This is a genomic window from Gemmobacter nectariphilus DSM 15620 (assembly GCF_000429765.1).
Classification (GTDB): Bacteria; Pseudomonadota; Alphaproteobacteria; order Rhodobacterales; family Rhodobacteraceae; genus Wagnerdoeblera; species Wagnerdoeblera nectariphila.
The window spans coordinates 488,926-501,643 of sequence record NZ_KE386949.1; the positions used below are offsets into that span (position 1 = coordinate 488,926).

A 12,718-nucleotide genomic window follows, 5' to 3' on the forward strand; every position below is an offset into this window, starting at 1 on the left:
TTCCTGCGCGAAAATCAAGCGTTTCCGACCCGCCGGGCCGGGGATTTCATGGTCACCAGTTCCTCGGCCATCGTCGGATGCACCGCGCAGGTGCGGTCAAAGTCCTCTTTGGTGGCGCCCATCTTGATCGCAATGGCCGCCAGCTGGATCATCTCTCCGGCAGCAGGTGCGACGATATGGCACCCCAGAACGCGGCGCGTGGTCTGGCAGACGATCAGCTTGAACAGCGCCTTGTCCTGGCGCCCGGCAAACAGCGTCTGCATGGGGCGGAAGGTGGCAACATACACCTCGACCGGGCCCTGTGCCGCCGCCTCGGCCTCGGTCAGGCCGACGGTGCCCAGTTCGGGCTGGGTGAAGACGGCGGCTGCCACCAGATCATGGTCGGCCTTGCGCGGCTGGCCCTTGAAGACGGTATCGGCAAAGGCGTGACCTTCGCGGATCGCCACCGGCGTCAGCGCGATACGGTCGGTCACATCGCCCACCGCATAGATCGAGGGAACGGCGGTCTGGCTATAGCCATCCACCACGATCTGACCGTTCGCGCCAAACCGGACGCCCAAGGGTTCCAGCCCCAGCCCTTCGGTGTTCGGCTTGCGCCCGGTCGCATACAGCACGGCGTCATAGCTGCCGCCTGCCGTGCCGGTTGCGCTGGCGCGGATCGTCGTGCCATCCCGTTCCAGCGCGGTGACGTCGCTGTTGCAGTGAATGTCGATCCCGCGCGCGCGCATCGCATCGGCGACATGGCCGCGCGCCTCGTCGTCAAAGCCGCGCAAGACCTGATCGCCGCGATAGGCCAGTGTCACCTTGACCCCAAGCCCATGCAGGATGCAGGCGAATTCGCAGGCGATGAAGCCGCCACCGACGATCAGCACCGAGGCAGGCAGCGCATCCAGCAAGAACACCTCGTTCGAGGTGATGGCCAGATCGGCGCCCGGAATGTCGGGCACAAAGGGACGGCCCCCCGTGGCGATCAGGATATGTTTCGCGCGGATCCGCCGGCCATCGGCCAGCTTGACGGTATGGGCATCTTCAACCGTGGCGCGGCAATCGTGGATGGTCACACCCGCATTCACCAGGCCCGAGCGATAGGCGCCTTCCAGACGGATCAGTTCCTTGTCCAGCGCGGCGCGAAACTGCGGCCAGCTGAAATCGCCCGCCGTCACATCCCAGCCATAGGCGCGGGCATCCTCGATCTGGCCGGGAAAGGCGCTGGCAAAGACCATCAGTTTCTTGGGCACGCAGCCGCGGATCACACAGGTGCCGCCCATGCGGTATTCCTCGGCCAGCGCAACGCGCGCCCCACCTTCCGAGGCGGCGATGCGCGCCGCACGCACACCACCCGAGCCACCGCCGATGACAAAAAGATCCACGTCGAACGTCATGCAGCCTCCTTGCGGCGTTTGTCGCCGGTCCTGACAGGGCAGATGCCGCCAGACCTGATGGCGCGCAAGGGCCGCAGCTCAATCGGCGCCGAAAACGTTGTCCGTCTCGGCAAATTCCACAGTTTCATGCGCGATAGTCCCGGCGTTGATGTCGCGCACGTCGACCCGCCCGTCGCCGTGCCCGATGATCACCACATCGCAGATGTCGATGAACAGCCCGTTTTCCACCACGCCGGGGATCTGGTTCAGGATCAGCGCCAGCTGGCGCGGATGGTCGATCCGGCCCAGATGCAGATCGACGATGTAATTGCCCTCGTCGGTCACAAAGGCCCGGTCGCCATTCATCCGCAACGTGACCTCGCGCCCCATCAGCTCCAGGCTGCCAAGGGTTTCGACGATCAGCGCGCGGGTGGTCTGCCAGCCAAAGGGGATCACCTCGACCGGCAGGGGAAAGGCGCCCAGATGCGCGACTTCCTTGGCGGCATCGGCAATGACGACCATCTGGTCCGAGGCCGTCGCCACGATCTTTTCCTGCAGCAGCGCCCCGCCGCCACCCTTGATCAGCGCAAGGTTGGCATCAAACTCGTCGGCGCCGTCGATGGTCAGATCCAGCCACTTCGCCTCGTCCAGCGAGGTGATGCGCAGCCCCAGTTGCCGCGCCAGTTCCGCCGTGCGGCTCGAGGTTGGCACCCCCGTGATCCGCAATCCTTCGGTCTTCACCCGCTCGGCCAGACAGCGCACCATCCAGGCTGCGGTGGATCCGGTGCCCAGCCCGACCCGCATGCCATCCTCGACAAAGGCGACGGCGCGGCGGGCGGCTACGAACTTGGCCTTGTCGATGGGCGAAAGATCGGCTGGCATGGGCGTCTCCGGGCGGCAGTCTGGCCGGTTATAGGCAATGGACGCCCCGCGGGCGAGTGGGAATCGGCCAAGCCCGCGCCCGGCCGCTGCATTCCGCGTCAGCTTTGACGTGGGTGCTCGTCGCGCATCAGCTGATTGCGACTGGCCCACCGGCCTGCAAATTCATCGAAATAATGACGCATCTCCGGCCCCATGCGGCCGCGCCGCCCGGAACCCGGCGAGCCTGTCGGCCCGAGCCGCCAGACTGGAAGATGTGATCGCGCGACAGGCAACAGCGCAGGTGGAAAGACTGGTCAAACCGGTGGGGCCCGGCGCCTTCGGCGCATTCCTGGCCGGCTGACGCATATGCCCGCCCAACAGGGCGGGCATGTCGATGTCAGCTCAGATCGACTTCAGATCCGCGATCAACGCGTTCAAATCGCCCCGGCGACGGTCCAGCATGGACCCGATCTCGGTGCGCTCTGCCGCCAGCATGTTCACGCCTTCGATGATGATGTTGAAGAACATCTGCCGGCCCGAGCGGTCCGAGACATGCCAGCGCAGATCAAAGGGCGCCTGCCCGCGCAGCTTGGCAACCGAACTGACCTCGAAATAGCTTTTCAAGGGCTGCGCGCCTGTCACCTCGATCTGCCCGCCGATGAATTCGCGGAACCGGCGGCCGTATTTGCGGGCGATATAGCCGCGAAACGCCTCGGTAAAGGCGGCCATCTGGGCGCTGCTGGCGCTGCGCGCCGCAGGGCCAAGCGCAGAGCGGGCAATGGTCGGCACATCGGCATAGCGCGTGAAGATGCCTTCGAAATCGTTCAGCATCGCGGCCTCGGACTTGCCCGAGTTGATGGTCGCGTTCACCTCGCCAATGGCGCGGTCGATCAGGTTGCGCGCCTGATCCACGTTCAGCGCAAAGGCAGGCGCTCCGGCCAGCAGAAACCCGGCATAGACCGCCCCGCCCGCCAGAAGTGCGCGGCGGCGCGGATCAGTCGCCGTAAGGGTTTGCATACGGATCGATGAACGCGTCATCGCCAACCTCCTGTCCCAACTCGAACCGACGGTTCTGCAGATACAGCAACCGCGTCTGGGCATAACTATCGGCGCTTTCGTGCATGATCGAGTCCACCGTGCCGCCAAACCGCGCCCGATCACCCAGTTTTGACACGACCTTGATCCCGCGCGCATACCCGCTCTGGGGCGAATGCAGTGCCACACCGACCGGGTCGATCACGGCATCGACAACCTTGCCAAGGGCGTCCCGTTCGGTCGACGGGCCAAGCACCGGCAGCATCAGGAACGCCCCTTCGCCGGCGCCCCAGGCATGCAGCGTGCCGCCGAAATCCGCGTCCCGTTCGGTCAGGCCCATGGCGCTGGCAGGATCGAACAGCCCGCCGATACCCAGCGTGGTGTTCAGCGCGAACCGCCATGTGTTGTGAACGGCATCCTCGAACTTGCCTTGCAAGGTCTTGTTCAGGATCGCCGAGGGCATCGACAGGTTGCCCGCCACATTGTTGATCACGGACCCCACCGGCCCGTTGGTCACCGGCTCTACCCCCCGCGCAAGCGGGCGTATCAGATTGGTGTCGAGCGCCTGGTTGAACGCATGAGTCCTGCGGTTCGAGCTTTCATACGGGTCATTGTCCGCAACCGGCGGTGGTGCGGCACAGGCCGCAAGCAGGCCCAATCCGAGAATCGGAGCGACACGACGAAAGTGCGTAAGGCGGCGGCAAAAAAGCAATGGAAATCCCACGGTTTACTTTCTATGGTCGGCCCACGGCGCGACACGCCCCCGTGTCCGCTACCAGAACGAGGATTATCAGGCTGGTCAGCAGAGGCAACGCGCATGGCCGCTTTTTTTCGGTGAAAGCCGTTTTCCGCCTCGGGCAGACCCGCAATAATGACCAAGCGTTCACGAAAGAGTTAGGGAATGAGCAACCTCGAAACCGCCCGCGGCCGTGCCGAGCTTCGGGCCGCTAGAGCAGAGAATCGCAAGCTCTTCTGGGCGGTTTTCCTGTTCAGCGCCGTAGTCAACGTGCTGATGCTGACCGGGCCCATGTATATGCTTCAGGTCTATGACCGCGTTCTGGGGTCGCATTCGGAACCGACACTGGTCGCGCTGACGGCGCTGATCGTGTTCCTGTTCCTGGCGATGGGTCTGCTGGACCATGCGCGCTCGCGCGTCGCCGCAAGGATCGGTGCCCGCTTCATGGACAAGCTGGACCGGCGCGTGTTTTCCGCCGCGATCCGCATGTCGGCCGTGGCCCCGAACGAGCCCAGCGCCCAGGCCGCGCAGCGCGATCTTGAATCGATCCAGCGCCTTCTGGTCTCGCCGGTGCTGATGGCAGTGTTCGATCTGCCCTGGACCCCGCTGTTTCTGGTCGCGATCTTCATGTTCCACCCGATGCTGGGCTGGATGGCGATCATCGGCGGCGGCATCCTGATCGCGGTGACCTTGCTCAACCAGTCGGCCACCAAGCGGCCCACCGCCGAGGCAAACGGCACCACGGCGGCCGCCGAGCGTCTGTCCGAACAGATCAAGGCGGAATCCGAACTCATCCAAAGCCTGGGGATGCGCGGCGCCGCCTTTGCCCGCTGGGCCCGCGCCCGCGAGGCGCAGACCAGCGCGGTGATGAAGGCTTCGGACCTGACGGGCGGCTTCAGCGCACTGACCAAGACCTTCCGGCTGTTCCTGCAATCGGCCATGCTGGGCCTGGGCGCCTGGCTGGTGCTCAAGGGCCAGATGACGCCGGGCGCGATGATTGCCGGCTCGATCCTGCTGGGCCGGGCTCTGGCGCCGATTGAAATGGCGGTCGGTCAATGGGCCGTCGTGCAGCGCGCACAGGAAGGCTGGGGGCGCCTTGCCTCGCTGCTTTCGCGTGTGCCGCAAGAGGCCGAGATGACCGCCCTGCCCAAGCCCCGCGCCATTCTTGAAGCGCAGGGCATTTCGGTCGCGCCTCCGGGCGAACATGCGGCGGTGATCAAGGGCGTGTCGTTCCGGCTGGACCAGGGGCAGGCCATGGGCGTCATCGGCGCCTCGGGGGCCGGCAAGTCCACGCTGGCCCGGGCGATCTGCGGCGTCTGGCGTCCCGCGGCCGGCAAGATCCGGCTGGACGGCGCCGCGCTGGACCAGTTCGACCCGGATACGCTGGGCAGCTATATCGGCTATCTGCCGCAGCGCGTCACGCTGTTCGATGGCACGATTGCGGAAAACATCGCCCGCCTGTCGCCCAACCCCGATGCCGCCGCCGTGGTCAAGGCCGCCCAAAAGGCCGCCGCGCATGAGATGATCCTGCAGTTCCCGCAAGGCTATGACACCAAGGTCTCGGCCATCGGCGGGCGTCTGTCGGGCGGTCAGCTTCAGCGCATCGGCCTTGCGCGGGCGATGTATGGCGATCCGGTGATCCTGGTGCTGGACGAGCCCAACTCGAACCTCGACAACGAAGGCTCGATGGCGCTGAACACCGCGATCCGCACCATGAAGTCCGAAGGCAAGGCGGTGATCATCATGGCGCACCGCCCTGCCGCCATTCAGGAATGCGATGTGCTGCTGGTGCTGGAAAACGGCGTGCGCACCGCCTTTGGCCCGCGCGACACCGTGCTGCGCGAAATGGTCAAGAACCATACCGAAATCATCCGCTCTGCCGGACCCGGAGGCGTGTCGTGACCCAATCCGCGAAACCCAAATGGTCGGTCGCCCGGCCGATGACGCTTGGCATGACCACCGTTGCCGTGCTGGTCGCCGGAACCATCGGCTGGGGCCTGATGACCACGATCACCGGGGCGATCGTCACCTCGGGTCAGCTCGAGGTCGACCAGAACCGCCAGATCGTTCAGCATGCCGATGGCGGCACGGTCCAGGAGATCCGCGTGACCGAAGGCGCCTTTGTTCAGGCCGGTGACGTGCTGATGGTGCTGGACGGCACCTTGCTGCAATCCGAGCTGACCATCGTCGAGACGCAGTTCTTTGAAATCCTGGCCCGCCGCGGCCGGCTGGAGGCCGAGAGGGACGATGGCGACACCATCGAGTTCCCGGCCGAACTGGTCGAGGCCGCGGCCCGCAGCCCCGAACTTTCCGATCTGATGACCGGGCAGGAACGGCTGTTCGCTGCGCGGCGCGAAACGCTGACCAAGCAGCTCGATCAGCTGGAAAAACGCAAGTCGCAGACCGTCAGCCTGATCGAGGGGATCGACTCGCAGCGCGAGGCGCTGAAGATCCAGCTGCGCCTGATCGCCGAGGAACTGTCCAGCCAGCGCGAGCTGCTGAACAAGGGCCTTGCCCAGGTCAGCCGCGTTCTGGCTCTGGAACGCGAAGAGGCCCGGCTGTCCGGCCAGGTGGGCGAGCTGACCGCCAACCGCGCCCAGTCCGAAGGCCGCATCACCGAAACCGAGATCGAGATCCTGCGCCTTTCGGCCGCCCGGCGCGAGGAAGCCAGCACCCAGCTGCGCGACATCGGCTATCGCGAGCTGGAACTGGCCGAACGCCGCCGCGCGCTGCATGAACGCATGGCCCGGCTGGACATCCGCGCGCCGGTGTCGGGCATCGTGCTTGGCCTGCGGGTGACGACGCCGCGCGCCGTGATCCGGGCCGCCGATCCGGTGATGTACATCATCCCGCAAGATCGCCCGCTGATCATCGCAACCCGCGTGCCCACCGTGCATGTCGATCAGGTCCACAGCGGGCAAGAGGCCAAGGTCGTGTTCTCGGCCTTTTCCTCGCGCACGACGCCCGAGGTGTTCGGCACCGTCACCACCGTGTCGCCGGATGTGCTGGTCGATGATACCACCCATGCCTCGTATTACCGCGCCGAGATTCAGCTGAATCCCGGCGAGATGGAAAAGCTGGGCGATGTGAAGCTGATCCCCGGCATGCCGGTCGAGGCCTTCATCCGCACCGAGGAACGCACCCCCATTCAGTTCCTGACCAAGCCTTTCACCGACTATTTCAACCGCGCCTTCCGCGAAAGCTGACGACAAGGGAAAGACCGCCATGACCGGAACCATCGACGCCCGCCTTGCTGAGCTTGGCCTTGCGCTGCCCGCCGCGCCGGCCCCTGCGGCGAACTATGTGCCCTTCGTGATCAGCGGCTCGATGCTTTATGTCTCGGGTCAGGTCAGCTCTGGCCCCGACGGGCTGATCAAGGGCCGGCTGGGCGACGGCATGGATGTCGAGGCTGGTGCCGCAGCGGCCCGCGCCTGCGCGCTGTCGCTGATCGCCCAAGCCAAGGCGGCCTGCGGCGGCGATCTGGACAAGATTGCCCGCGTGGTGAAGCTGGTGGGCTTCGTCAATTCGACCGCCGATTTCACAGACCAGCCCAAGGTGGTGAACGGGGCCTCGGATCTGATGGTTGCCGTGTTCGGCGATGCGGGCCGCCATGCCCGTTCGGCGGTTTCGGCGGCGTCCCTGCCGCTGGGCGTCGCGGTCGAGGTCGAGGCGATCTTCGAGCTGGCCTGAGCTGTCATCGCCCTGACATCTTCGCGCGGTATTGCCCCGGCCATCGCGCGAAGATCACGGCACACCCCCATGGCACAACGTCAGGCGAACCACGTTCCGGCCGGCATGATCGGCAGGGCCCGACGACCGCATGCCTGCCAAGGCTGTCCAGGCGGGCATTGCACGGGTGATCGCGCGGATCAGCCCCGTCTGTGAACGCCATGGCGCGATCCCCCGCGCCAGGCCAAAGCTGACGCAATATCTTATGCCATTGCAGGAGTCTTCCCCATGGCCCCCCGTCCCCGCCTGCCCGAAAGCCTGCGCCGCCTGCCGGTCGCGCACCGCGCCTATCACGACCGCGCCGCCGGGCGGATCGAGAACAGCCGCGCGGCGATCCGCGCGGCCGTCGAGGCCGGCTATGCCATCGAGATCGACCTGCAGCTGTCCTCGGATTGTCAGGCGATGGTGTTCCACGATGACGACCTTGACCGGCTGACCGCCGCCACCGGCCCCGTCCGCGCCCGCAGCGCGGCCGAGCTGGGCGGGATCGGTCTGACAGGCGGCAACGAGGGGATCCCGACCTTTGCCGAGGTGCTGGCGCTGGTGGCCGGCCAGGTGCCGCTGCTGGTGGAAATCAAGGATCAGGACCACGGCTTCGGCCCCGGCGTCGGCGTGCTCGAGGCGGTGACGGCGCAGCATCTGGCCGGATATTCGGGCGATGTGGCCGTCATGTCCTTCAACCCGCATTCGGTGGCCGAGATGGCCCGCCTGCTGCCGCGTGTGCCGCGCGGGCTGACCACCTGGGAGTGGAAGGGCGACGAGGCGGATACGATCGGCGAGGCGCGATGCGCGCCCCTGCGCGACATCGTCGATTATGATCGGGTGGGCGCCAGCTTCCTGTCGCATCACTGGCGCGATCTGGCACGGCCGCGGGTGGCCGAACTGGTGGCGCAAGGGGCCGATCTGCTGTGCTGGACCCTGCGGTCCGCTGCGGACGAGGCCGAGGCGCGCAAACATGCCTGCAATGTCACCTTTGAGGGCTATGCCGCCGCTTTCCCGCAAGCGTGATCACAAGGTGGCTGGCGTCCGATGCCTCCGGCGGGGATATTTGGGTCAAGGCGAAAGTCGATAGCCGGGGGCCTGATGGATGGATGCGCTGGACGAGCTTGAGGTAAGCCTGCTGAACGGCGTCGCCGACGTGGCGGCGCCCGATTGGGATGCCTGCGCCAATCCGGGCGGTGGCGTTCCGGTCGATCCGTTCACCACGCACCGCTTTCTGACTGCGTTGGAGCGGTCTGGGTCGGTCGGGCAGGGCACCGGCTGGGCGCCGCGCCCCATGGTGGTGCGGGCTGGCGGGCGGGTCGTCGCCGTGGCGCCGCTCTATGTAAAGACCCATAGTCAGGGCGAATACATCTTTGACCATTCCTGGGCCGATGCCTGGGAACGGGCGGGCGGGAACTATTATCCCAAGCTGCAGGTGGCCGTGCCCTTTACCCCCGCGACCGGGCGGCGGTTCCTGTGCGCGCCCGGCTGGGAGGGTGCAGGCCCCGCCGCCCTGCTGGCAGGGATGGAACGGGTGGTGGCGCAAAACGGCCTGTCCTCGGCCCATGTCACCTTTTGCACCGCTGACGAAGCAGGCGCCGCGCCCGGCTGGCTGCACCGGGTGACGCAGCAGTTCCACTGGGTGAACCGGGGCTTTGCCAGCTATGACGATTTCCTGGCGGCCCTGTCCTCGCGCAAGCGCAAGGCCTTGCGCAAGGAACGCGCCGTGGCGCAGGGCTTTGGCGGCACGATCCGCGCACTGACCGGCGATGAGTTACGGCCCGAGCATTGGGATGCCTTCTGGCAGTTCTACCAGGACACCGGCAGCCGCAAATGGGGGCGCCCCTATCTGACCCGCGCCTTCTTTGACGAGGTCCACGCCACAATGCGGGGCGATGTGCTGCTGGTGCTGGCCGAGCGAGGCGGGCAGCCGATTGCCGGGGCGCTGAACTTCATCGGGCGCGATACGCTGTTCGGCCGCTATTGGGGTTGCACCGAAGATCACCCGTTCCTGCATTTCGAACTGTGCTATCATCAGGCCATCGACTGGGCCATCGCGCAGGGCCTGGCGCGGGTCGAGGCCGGGGCGCAGGGCGAACACAAGCTGGCGCGCGGCTATCTGCCCAGCCCCGTGCATTCGCTGCACTGGATTGCCGACCACGGCTTTCGCGATGCGGTGGATCGCTATCTTCAGGCCGAGCGCGCCGCCGTGGGCGAAGAGATCGAGGTGATGACCGCCTATGGCCCCTTCCGCCGCAATCAGGGAGAGCATGATGAATGATCTGACCTTGTGGACCGGTCCGCGCCAGTCCGGGGCGGCGCCATGACCGCCCTGACACCCGAGGCGCGCACCAACGCCCTGCCCGGCCTGCTGGCCACCGGCTGGCAGGCGACCGAAGGGCGCGATGCGATCCGCAAGGTCTGGCGGTTTGACGATTTCGCCGCTGCCTGGGGGTTCATGTCGCGCGTCGCGCTGTTGGCGGAACGGATGGACCATCACCCCGAATGGACCAACCGTTACAACATCGTCGATGTCACGCTGACCACCCACGATTGCGGCGGGCTGTCGGAACTGGATATCGCCATGGCCCGGCAGATCGACCGCCTTGCGGGCAGCACGCCCGTGGCCAATGCCGGGGCGCCCACGACGTGCGAGGAACGCGCCGCGCGCCGCTAGCCCCGGCCGACCAGCGGCATGGTGGTGGCCATCAGCGTCATCCACTGGGCATTTGCCTCGAGCGGCAGGCCGGCCAGATGCACCACGGTATCGGCCACCGTCGCCACGTCGATCATGGGGGTGTCGGGCGCGTCGGGATCGGCGGCCTTGACGCGGGCGACATGCCCTTCCAGCAGCGGGGTGCGGGCATTGCCGATGTCGATCTGCCCGACCGCGATGCGAAAGGGGCGCCCGTCCAGCGACAGCTGCTTGGTCAGCCCGGTGACGCCATGCTTGGTGACCGTATAGCACACCGCGCCCTCGCGCGGCGCCTGGGCCGCGACCGAGCCGTTGTTGATGATGCGCCCGCCCTGCGGCGACTGGCGCCGCATCTGGCCAAAGGCCGCACGGGCGCACAGGAACATCCCGGTCAGGTTGACCGCCACCGATTGCGTCCAGTTCTCCAGCGGGATCTCGTCGATCAGCCCGGCCGGGGTGAAGACGCCGGCATTGTTGAACAGAAGGTCGATCCGGCCGAACCGCGCCACGACCGAATCGAAGGCCGCCTCGACCTGCGCAGGATCGGTCACATCGCAGGGCAGGACCAGCGCATCGGCGTGGCCGCCCGCCACGGCCGCCAGGGCCTGTTGCCGGCGGGCCAGCAGCGCGACCTTCCAGCCTGCCCCCAGCAGCGCGCGCGCAGTCGCCGCGCCGATCCCGTCCGAGGCGCCGGTGACGATGGCCACGCCGGCCATGTCAGAACGCCTTGAAGGTCATCGTGGTCAGGGTGCGCACAATGCCGGGAATCGCGAACAGCCGGTCGGACAGATAGTGCCCCACATCGGCATCGTCGGGGATGTAGACCTTGGCGATCAGGTCATATTCGCCCGAGGTCGAGTAAAGTTCCGACACCACCTCGGCATCCCAGATGGCATTGGCCACCTCATAGGTCTTGCCGGGCTGGCAACGGAACTGGACGAAAACGCAGGTCATGGGCGGCTCCTTTCAGGCTGGAAGCCACGATAGGCCGCCCCGCGCCGGGGCGAAAGGGGCAGCCGCTTACCGATTGTCAACCGATTGCCGTTAGCTTGCGAGAAAGTCAGGGAAAGGAGCGGTCATGGACATCGCCTGTGATACCATCGGCGACACGCTGGTTGCCCGCGTGCAGGCCACGCGCATCGACGCCGCGATCGCCATACGTTTCAAGGATCTGATGCGCGAGGTGTTGCACGCCCCGGCGCCGCGTATCGTGCTGGATCTGTCAAAGGTCGATTTTCTGGACAGCAGCGGTCTGGGCGCAGTCGTTGCGGTGATGAAACTGGCCGGCCCGGGGCGGCGGCTGGAGCTCGCCGCGCTCACCCCGACGGTGGAAAAGGTGTTCCGCCTGACCCGGATGGATCAGGTCTTTACCATTCACGCCCAGCCACCGGGAATCGTGCGCCATGCCGGATGATCCGGGTATCGCCGGGGCCCCCGGCACCAGCGGCGTCCGGCTGGTGATCCCTGCCGAACCCATGGCGGTGCGCCAGGCGCTGCTGGATCTGTTCGCGATGGCGCCGACGGATCACCTGCCGGACGATCTGCGCTCGACCGCCGAGATCGTGATCGCCGAGGTGCTGAACAACATCGTCGAACACGCCTATGCCGGGACCAAGGGCGATATCGACCTGTCGATCCGGCCGACCTGTGACGGGCTATGGTGCACGGTGATCGACCATGGCGCCCCGATGCCCGGCAATGCACTGCCAGCCGCGACGCTGCCCGACTCGCAGGCCGAGGACCTCCCCGAAGGCGGGTTTGGCTGGTTCCTGATCCGCACGCTGGCCCGCGACGTGCGCTATGATCGCAAGGGGCCCACCAATTGCCTGACCTTCTGGCTGCCCGCCACCGAAAGCGAGATTGCGGACATCCCGGGCGCAGCAACCTGCATCTGACGGCATTGCCCCGAAAATGCCTCATTTCGTCCGCAGTCACGCCATGACCCAGGGGCAAGCTGGTAACCGTAGCTGCATAAAGCTTCCCTCGGCGTCGCGGAAACAGCCCCCACCCAGCCCGCGGCGCCGAGGAACTAGATTGCGAACACGGCGGTCGATCAATTTCATGGTCGGCTGCCGTGTTTTCGTCTGAGGCGCCTGCCCGGCAGGGCAACACAGCCTGACCGCACATCGCCCCGCTGACCGATCGCCCTTGACCGAGGGGGCAATGGTTCCCCCTTGCGCCCGGCGCCCCATCGCCTATGTTCCCGCCTACCTCGGGGTGCCTGCGGACGATCCGCCGGCTGAGATGCTCTACGCGAACCCGTCGAACCTGAACCGGATCATACCGGCGGAGGGAAGGTAAGCGAGAGCGATCTCCGGT

Annotated in this window: 14 protein-coding genes and 1 riboswitch; of the genes, 8 read left to right on the forward strand and 6 right to left on the reverse strand. The window is 66.4% G+C overall.

The window, feature by feature from the left end:
* Positions 1 to 14: 14 nt before the first annotated feature.
* From gor to G481_RS24825, 4 genes are all read right to left on the reverse strand, one after another.
* Positions 15 to 1,382 (reverse strand): glutathione-disulfide reductase, encoded by a 1,368-nt coding sequence (gor, locus tag G481_RS0121055; protein ID WP_028031757.1) that lies wholly within the window; start codon positions 1,380 to 1,382, stop codon positions 15 to 17.
* 78 nt (positions 1,383 to 1,460) lie between these two features.
* The gene (gene rpiA / locus G481_RS0121060) at positions 1,461 to 2,243 is read right to left on the reverse strand and encodes a ribose-5-phosphate isomerase RpiA (protein WP_028031758.1); all 783 of its coding nucleotides are present in this window, start codon (positions 2,241 to 2,243) and stop codon (positions 1,461 to 1,463) included.
* A 381-nt stretch (positions 2,244 to 2,624) separates the two neighbouring features.
* Positions 2,625 to 3,260, reverse strand: coding sequence for an MlaC/ttg2D family ABC transporter substrate-binding protein (locus tag G481_RS0121065; protein WP_245595022.1), 636 nt, complete (start codon positions 3,258 to 3,260; stop codon positions 2,625 to 2,627).
* Positions 3,217 to 3,981, reverse strand: a complete 765-nt coding sequence (locus G481_RS24825; protein WP_051294688.1) for an MlaA family lipoprotein — start codon at positions 3,979 to 3,981, stop codon at positions 3,217 to 3,219. Before G481_RS24825 ends, G481_RS0121065 begins: the two co-directional genes overlap by 44 nt.
* Positions 3,982 to 4,158: 177 nt before the next feature.
* Here G481_RS24825 and G481_RS0121075 point away from each other — a divergent pair, with 177 nt between their 5' ends.
* The 6 genes from G481_RS0121075 to G481_RS24830 all read left to right on the forward strand — a co-directional run bounded on the left by G481_RS0121075 (position 4,159) and on the right by G481_RS24830 (position 10,381).
* Complete coding sequence (locus G481_RS0121075; protein WP_028031760.1) at positions 4,159 to 5,895, forward strand: type I secretion system permease/ATPase; 1,737 nt, start codon at positions 4,159 to 4,161, stop codon at positions 5,893 to 5,895.
* Between the two features lie 38 nt (positions 5,896 to 5,933).
* Positions 5,934 to 7,199: an HlyD family type I secretion periplasmic adaptor subunit gene (locus tag G481_RS0121080; protein WP_051294708.1), complete on the forward strand. Its 1,266-nt coding sequence runs from the start codon at positions 5,934 to 5,936 to the stop codon at positions 7,197 to 7,199.
* Between the two features lie 19 nt (positions 7,200 to 7,218).
* Positions 7,219 to 7,683: a RidA family protein gene (locus G481_RS0121085; RefSeq protein WP_028031762.1), complete on the forward strand. Its 465-nt coding sequence runs from the start codon at positions 7,219 to 7,221 to the stop codon at positions 7,681 to 7,683.
* Positions 7,684 to 7,950: 267 nt separating this feature from the next.
* The gene (locus tag G481_RS0121090) at positions 7,951 to 8,730 is read left to right on the forward strand and encodes a glycerophosphodiester phosphodiesterase family protein (RefSeq protein ID WP_035026895.1); all 780 of its coding nucleotides are present in this window, start codon (positions 7,951 to 7,953) and stop codon (positions 8,728 to 8,730) included.
* A gap of 79 nt (positions 8,731 to 8,809) precedes the next feature.
* Positions 8,810 to 9,985, forward strand: a complete 1,176-nt coding sequence (locus G481_RS0121095; protein ID WP_028031764.1) for a GNAT family N-acetyltransferase — start codon at positions 8,810 to 8,812, stop codon at positions 9,983 to 9,985.
* 42 nt (positions 9,986 to 10,027) lie between these two features.
* Complete coding sequence (locus G481_RS24830) at positions 10,028 to 10,381, forward strand: 4a-hydroxytetrahydrobiopterin dehydratase (RefSeq protein ID WP_084451163.1); 354 nt, start codon at positions 10,028 to 10,030, stop codon at positions 10,379 to 10,381.
* Here the strand turns inward: G481_RS24830 and G481_RS0121105 are convergent.
* Both G481_RS0121105 and G481_RS0121110 read right to left on the reverse strand, forming a co-directional pair.
* Positions 10,378 to 11,115, reverse strand: coding sequence for an SDR family oxidoreductase (locus tag G481_RS0121105; protein ID WP_028031765.1), 738 nt, complete (start codon positions 11,113 to 11,115; stop codon positions 10,378 to 10,380). The genes G481_RS24830 and G481_RS0121105 overlap by 4 nt on opposite strands.
* 1 nt (position 11,116) lies before the next feature.
* Positions 11,117 to 11,353: an Lrp/AsnC ligand binding domain-containing protein gene (locus tag G481_RS0121110; protein ID WP_028031766.1), complete on the reverse strand. Its 237-nt coding sequence runs from the start codon at positions 11,351 to 11,353 to the stop codon at positions 11,117 to 11,119.
* 124 nt (positions 11,354 to 11,477) lie between these two features.
* On the opposite strand from G481_RS0121110, the gene G481_RS0121115 reads away from it, so the two are divergent.
* Both G481_RS0121115 and G481_RS25300 read left to right on the forward strand, forming a co-directional pair.
* Positions 11,478 to 11,813, forward strand: coding sequence for an STAS domain-containing protein (locus tag G481_RS0121115; protein ID WP_028031767.1), 336 nt, complete (start codon positions 11,478 to 11,480; stop codon positions 11,811 to 11,813).
* Positions 11,803 to 12,294, forward strand: coding sequence for an ATP-binding protein (locus G481_RS25300; RefSeq protein ID WP_051294689.1), 492 nt, complete (start codon positions 11,803 to 11,805; stop codon positions 12,292 to 12,294). Before G481_RS0121115 ends, G481_RS25300 begins: the two co-directional genes overlap by 11 nt.
* A 308-nt stretch (positions 12,295 to 12,602) precedes the next feature.
* Positions 12,603 to 12,711, forward strand: a riboswitch (TPP riboswitch).
* Positions 12,712 to 12,718: the final 7 nt, after the last annotated feature.

Excerpts from the sequence above, each read along its gene's own strand:
- gor (WP_028031757.1), bottom strand. The coding sequence starts at position 1,382 with ATGACGTTCGACGTGGATCTTTTTGTCATCGGCGGTGGCTCGGGTGGT.
- rpiA (WP_028031758.1), bottom strand. The coding sequence starts at position 2,243 with ATGCCAGCCGATCTTTCGCCCATCGACAAGGCCAAGTTCGTAGCCGCC.
- G481_RS0121065 (WP_245595022.1), bottom strand. The coding sequence starts at position 3,260 with ATGACGCGTTCATCGATCCGTATGCAAACCCTTACGGCGACTGATCCG.
- G481_RS0121075 (WP_028031760.1), top strand. The coding sequence starts at position 4,159 with ATGAGCAACCTCGAAACCGCCCGCGGCCGTGCCGAGCTTCGGGCCGCT.
- G481_RS0121080 (WP_051294708.1), top strand. The coding sequence starts at position 5,934 with ATGACGCTTGGCATGACCACCGTTGCCGTGCTGGTCGCCGGAACCATC.
- G481_RS0121085 (WP_028031762.1), top strand. The coding sequence starts at position 7,219 with ATGACCGGAACCATCGACGCCCGCCTTGCTGAGCTTGGCCTTGCGCTG.
- G481_RS0121090 (WP_035026895.1), top strand. The coding sequence starts at position 7,951 with ATGGCCCCCCGTCCCCGCCTGCCCGAAAGCCTGCGCCGCCTGCCGGTC.
- G481_RS0121095 (WP_028031764.1), top strand. The coding sequence starts at position 8,810 with ATGGATGCGCTGGACGAGCTTGAGGTAAGCCTGCTGAACGGCGTCGCC.
- G481_RS24830 (WP_084451163.1), top strand. The coding sequence starts at position 10,028 with ATGACCGCCCTGACACCCGAGGCGCGCACCAACGCCCTGCCCGGCCTG.
- G481_RS0121105 (WP_028031765.1), bottom strand. The coding sequence starts at position 11,115 with ATGGCCGGCGTGGCCATCGTCACCGGCGCCTCGGACGGGATCGGCGCG.
- G481_RS0121110 (WP_028031766.1), bottom strand. The coding sequence starts at position 11,353 with ATGACCTGCGTTTTCGTCCAGTTCCGTTGCCAGCCCGGCAAGACCTAT.
- G481_RS0121115 (WP_028031767.1), top strand. The coding sequence starts at position 11,478 with ATGGACATCGCCTGTGATACCATCGGCGACACGCTGGTTGCCCGCGTG.
- G481_RS25300 (WP_051294689.1), top strand. The coding sequence starts at position 11,803 with ATGCCGGATGATCCGGGTATCGCCGGGGCCCCCGGCACCAGCGGCGTC.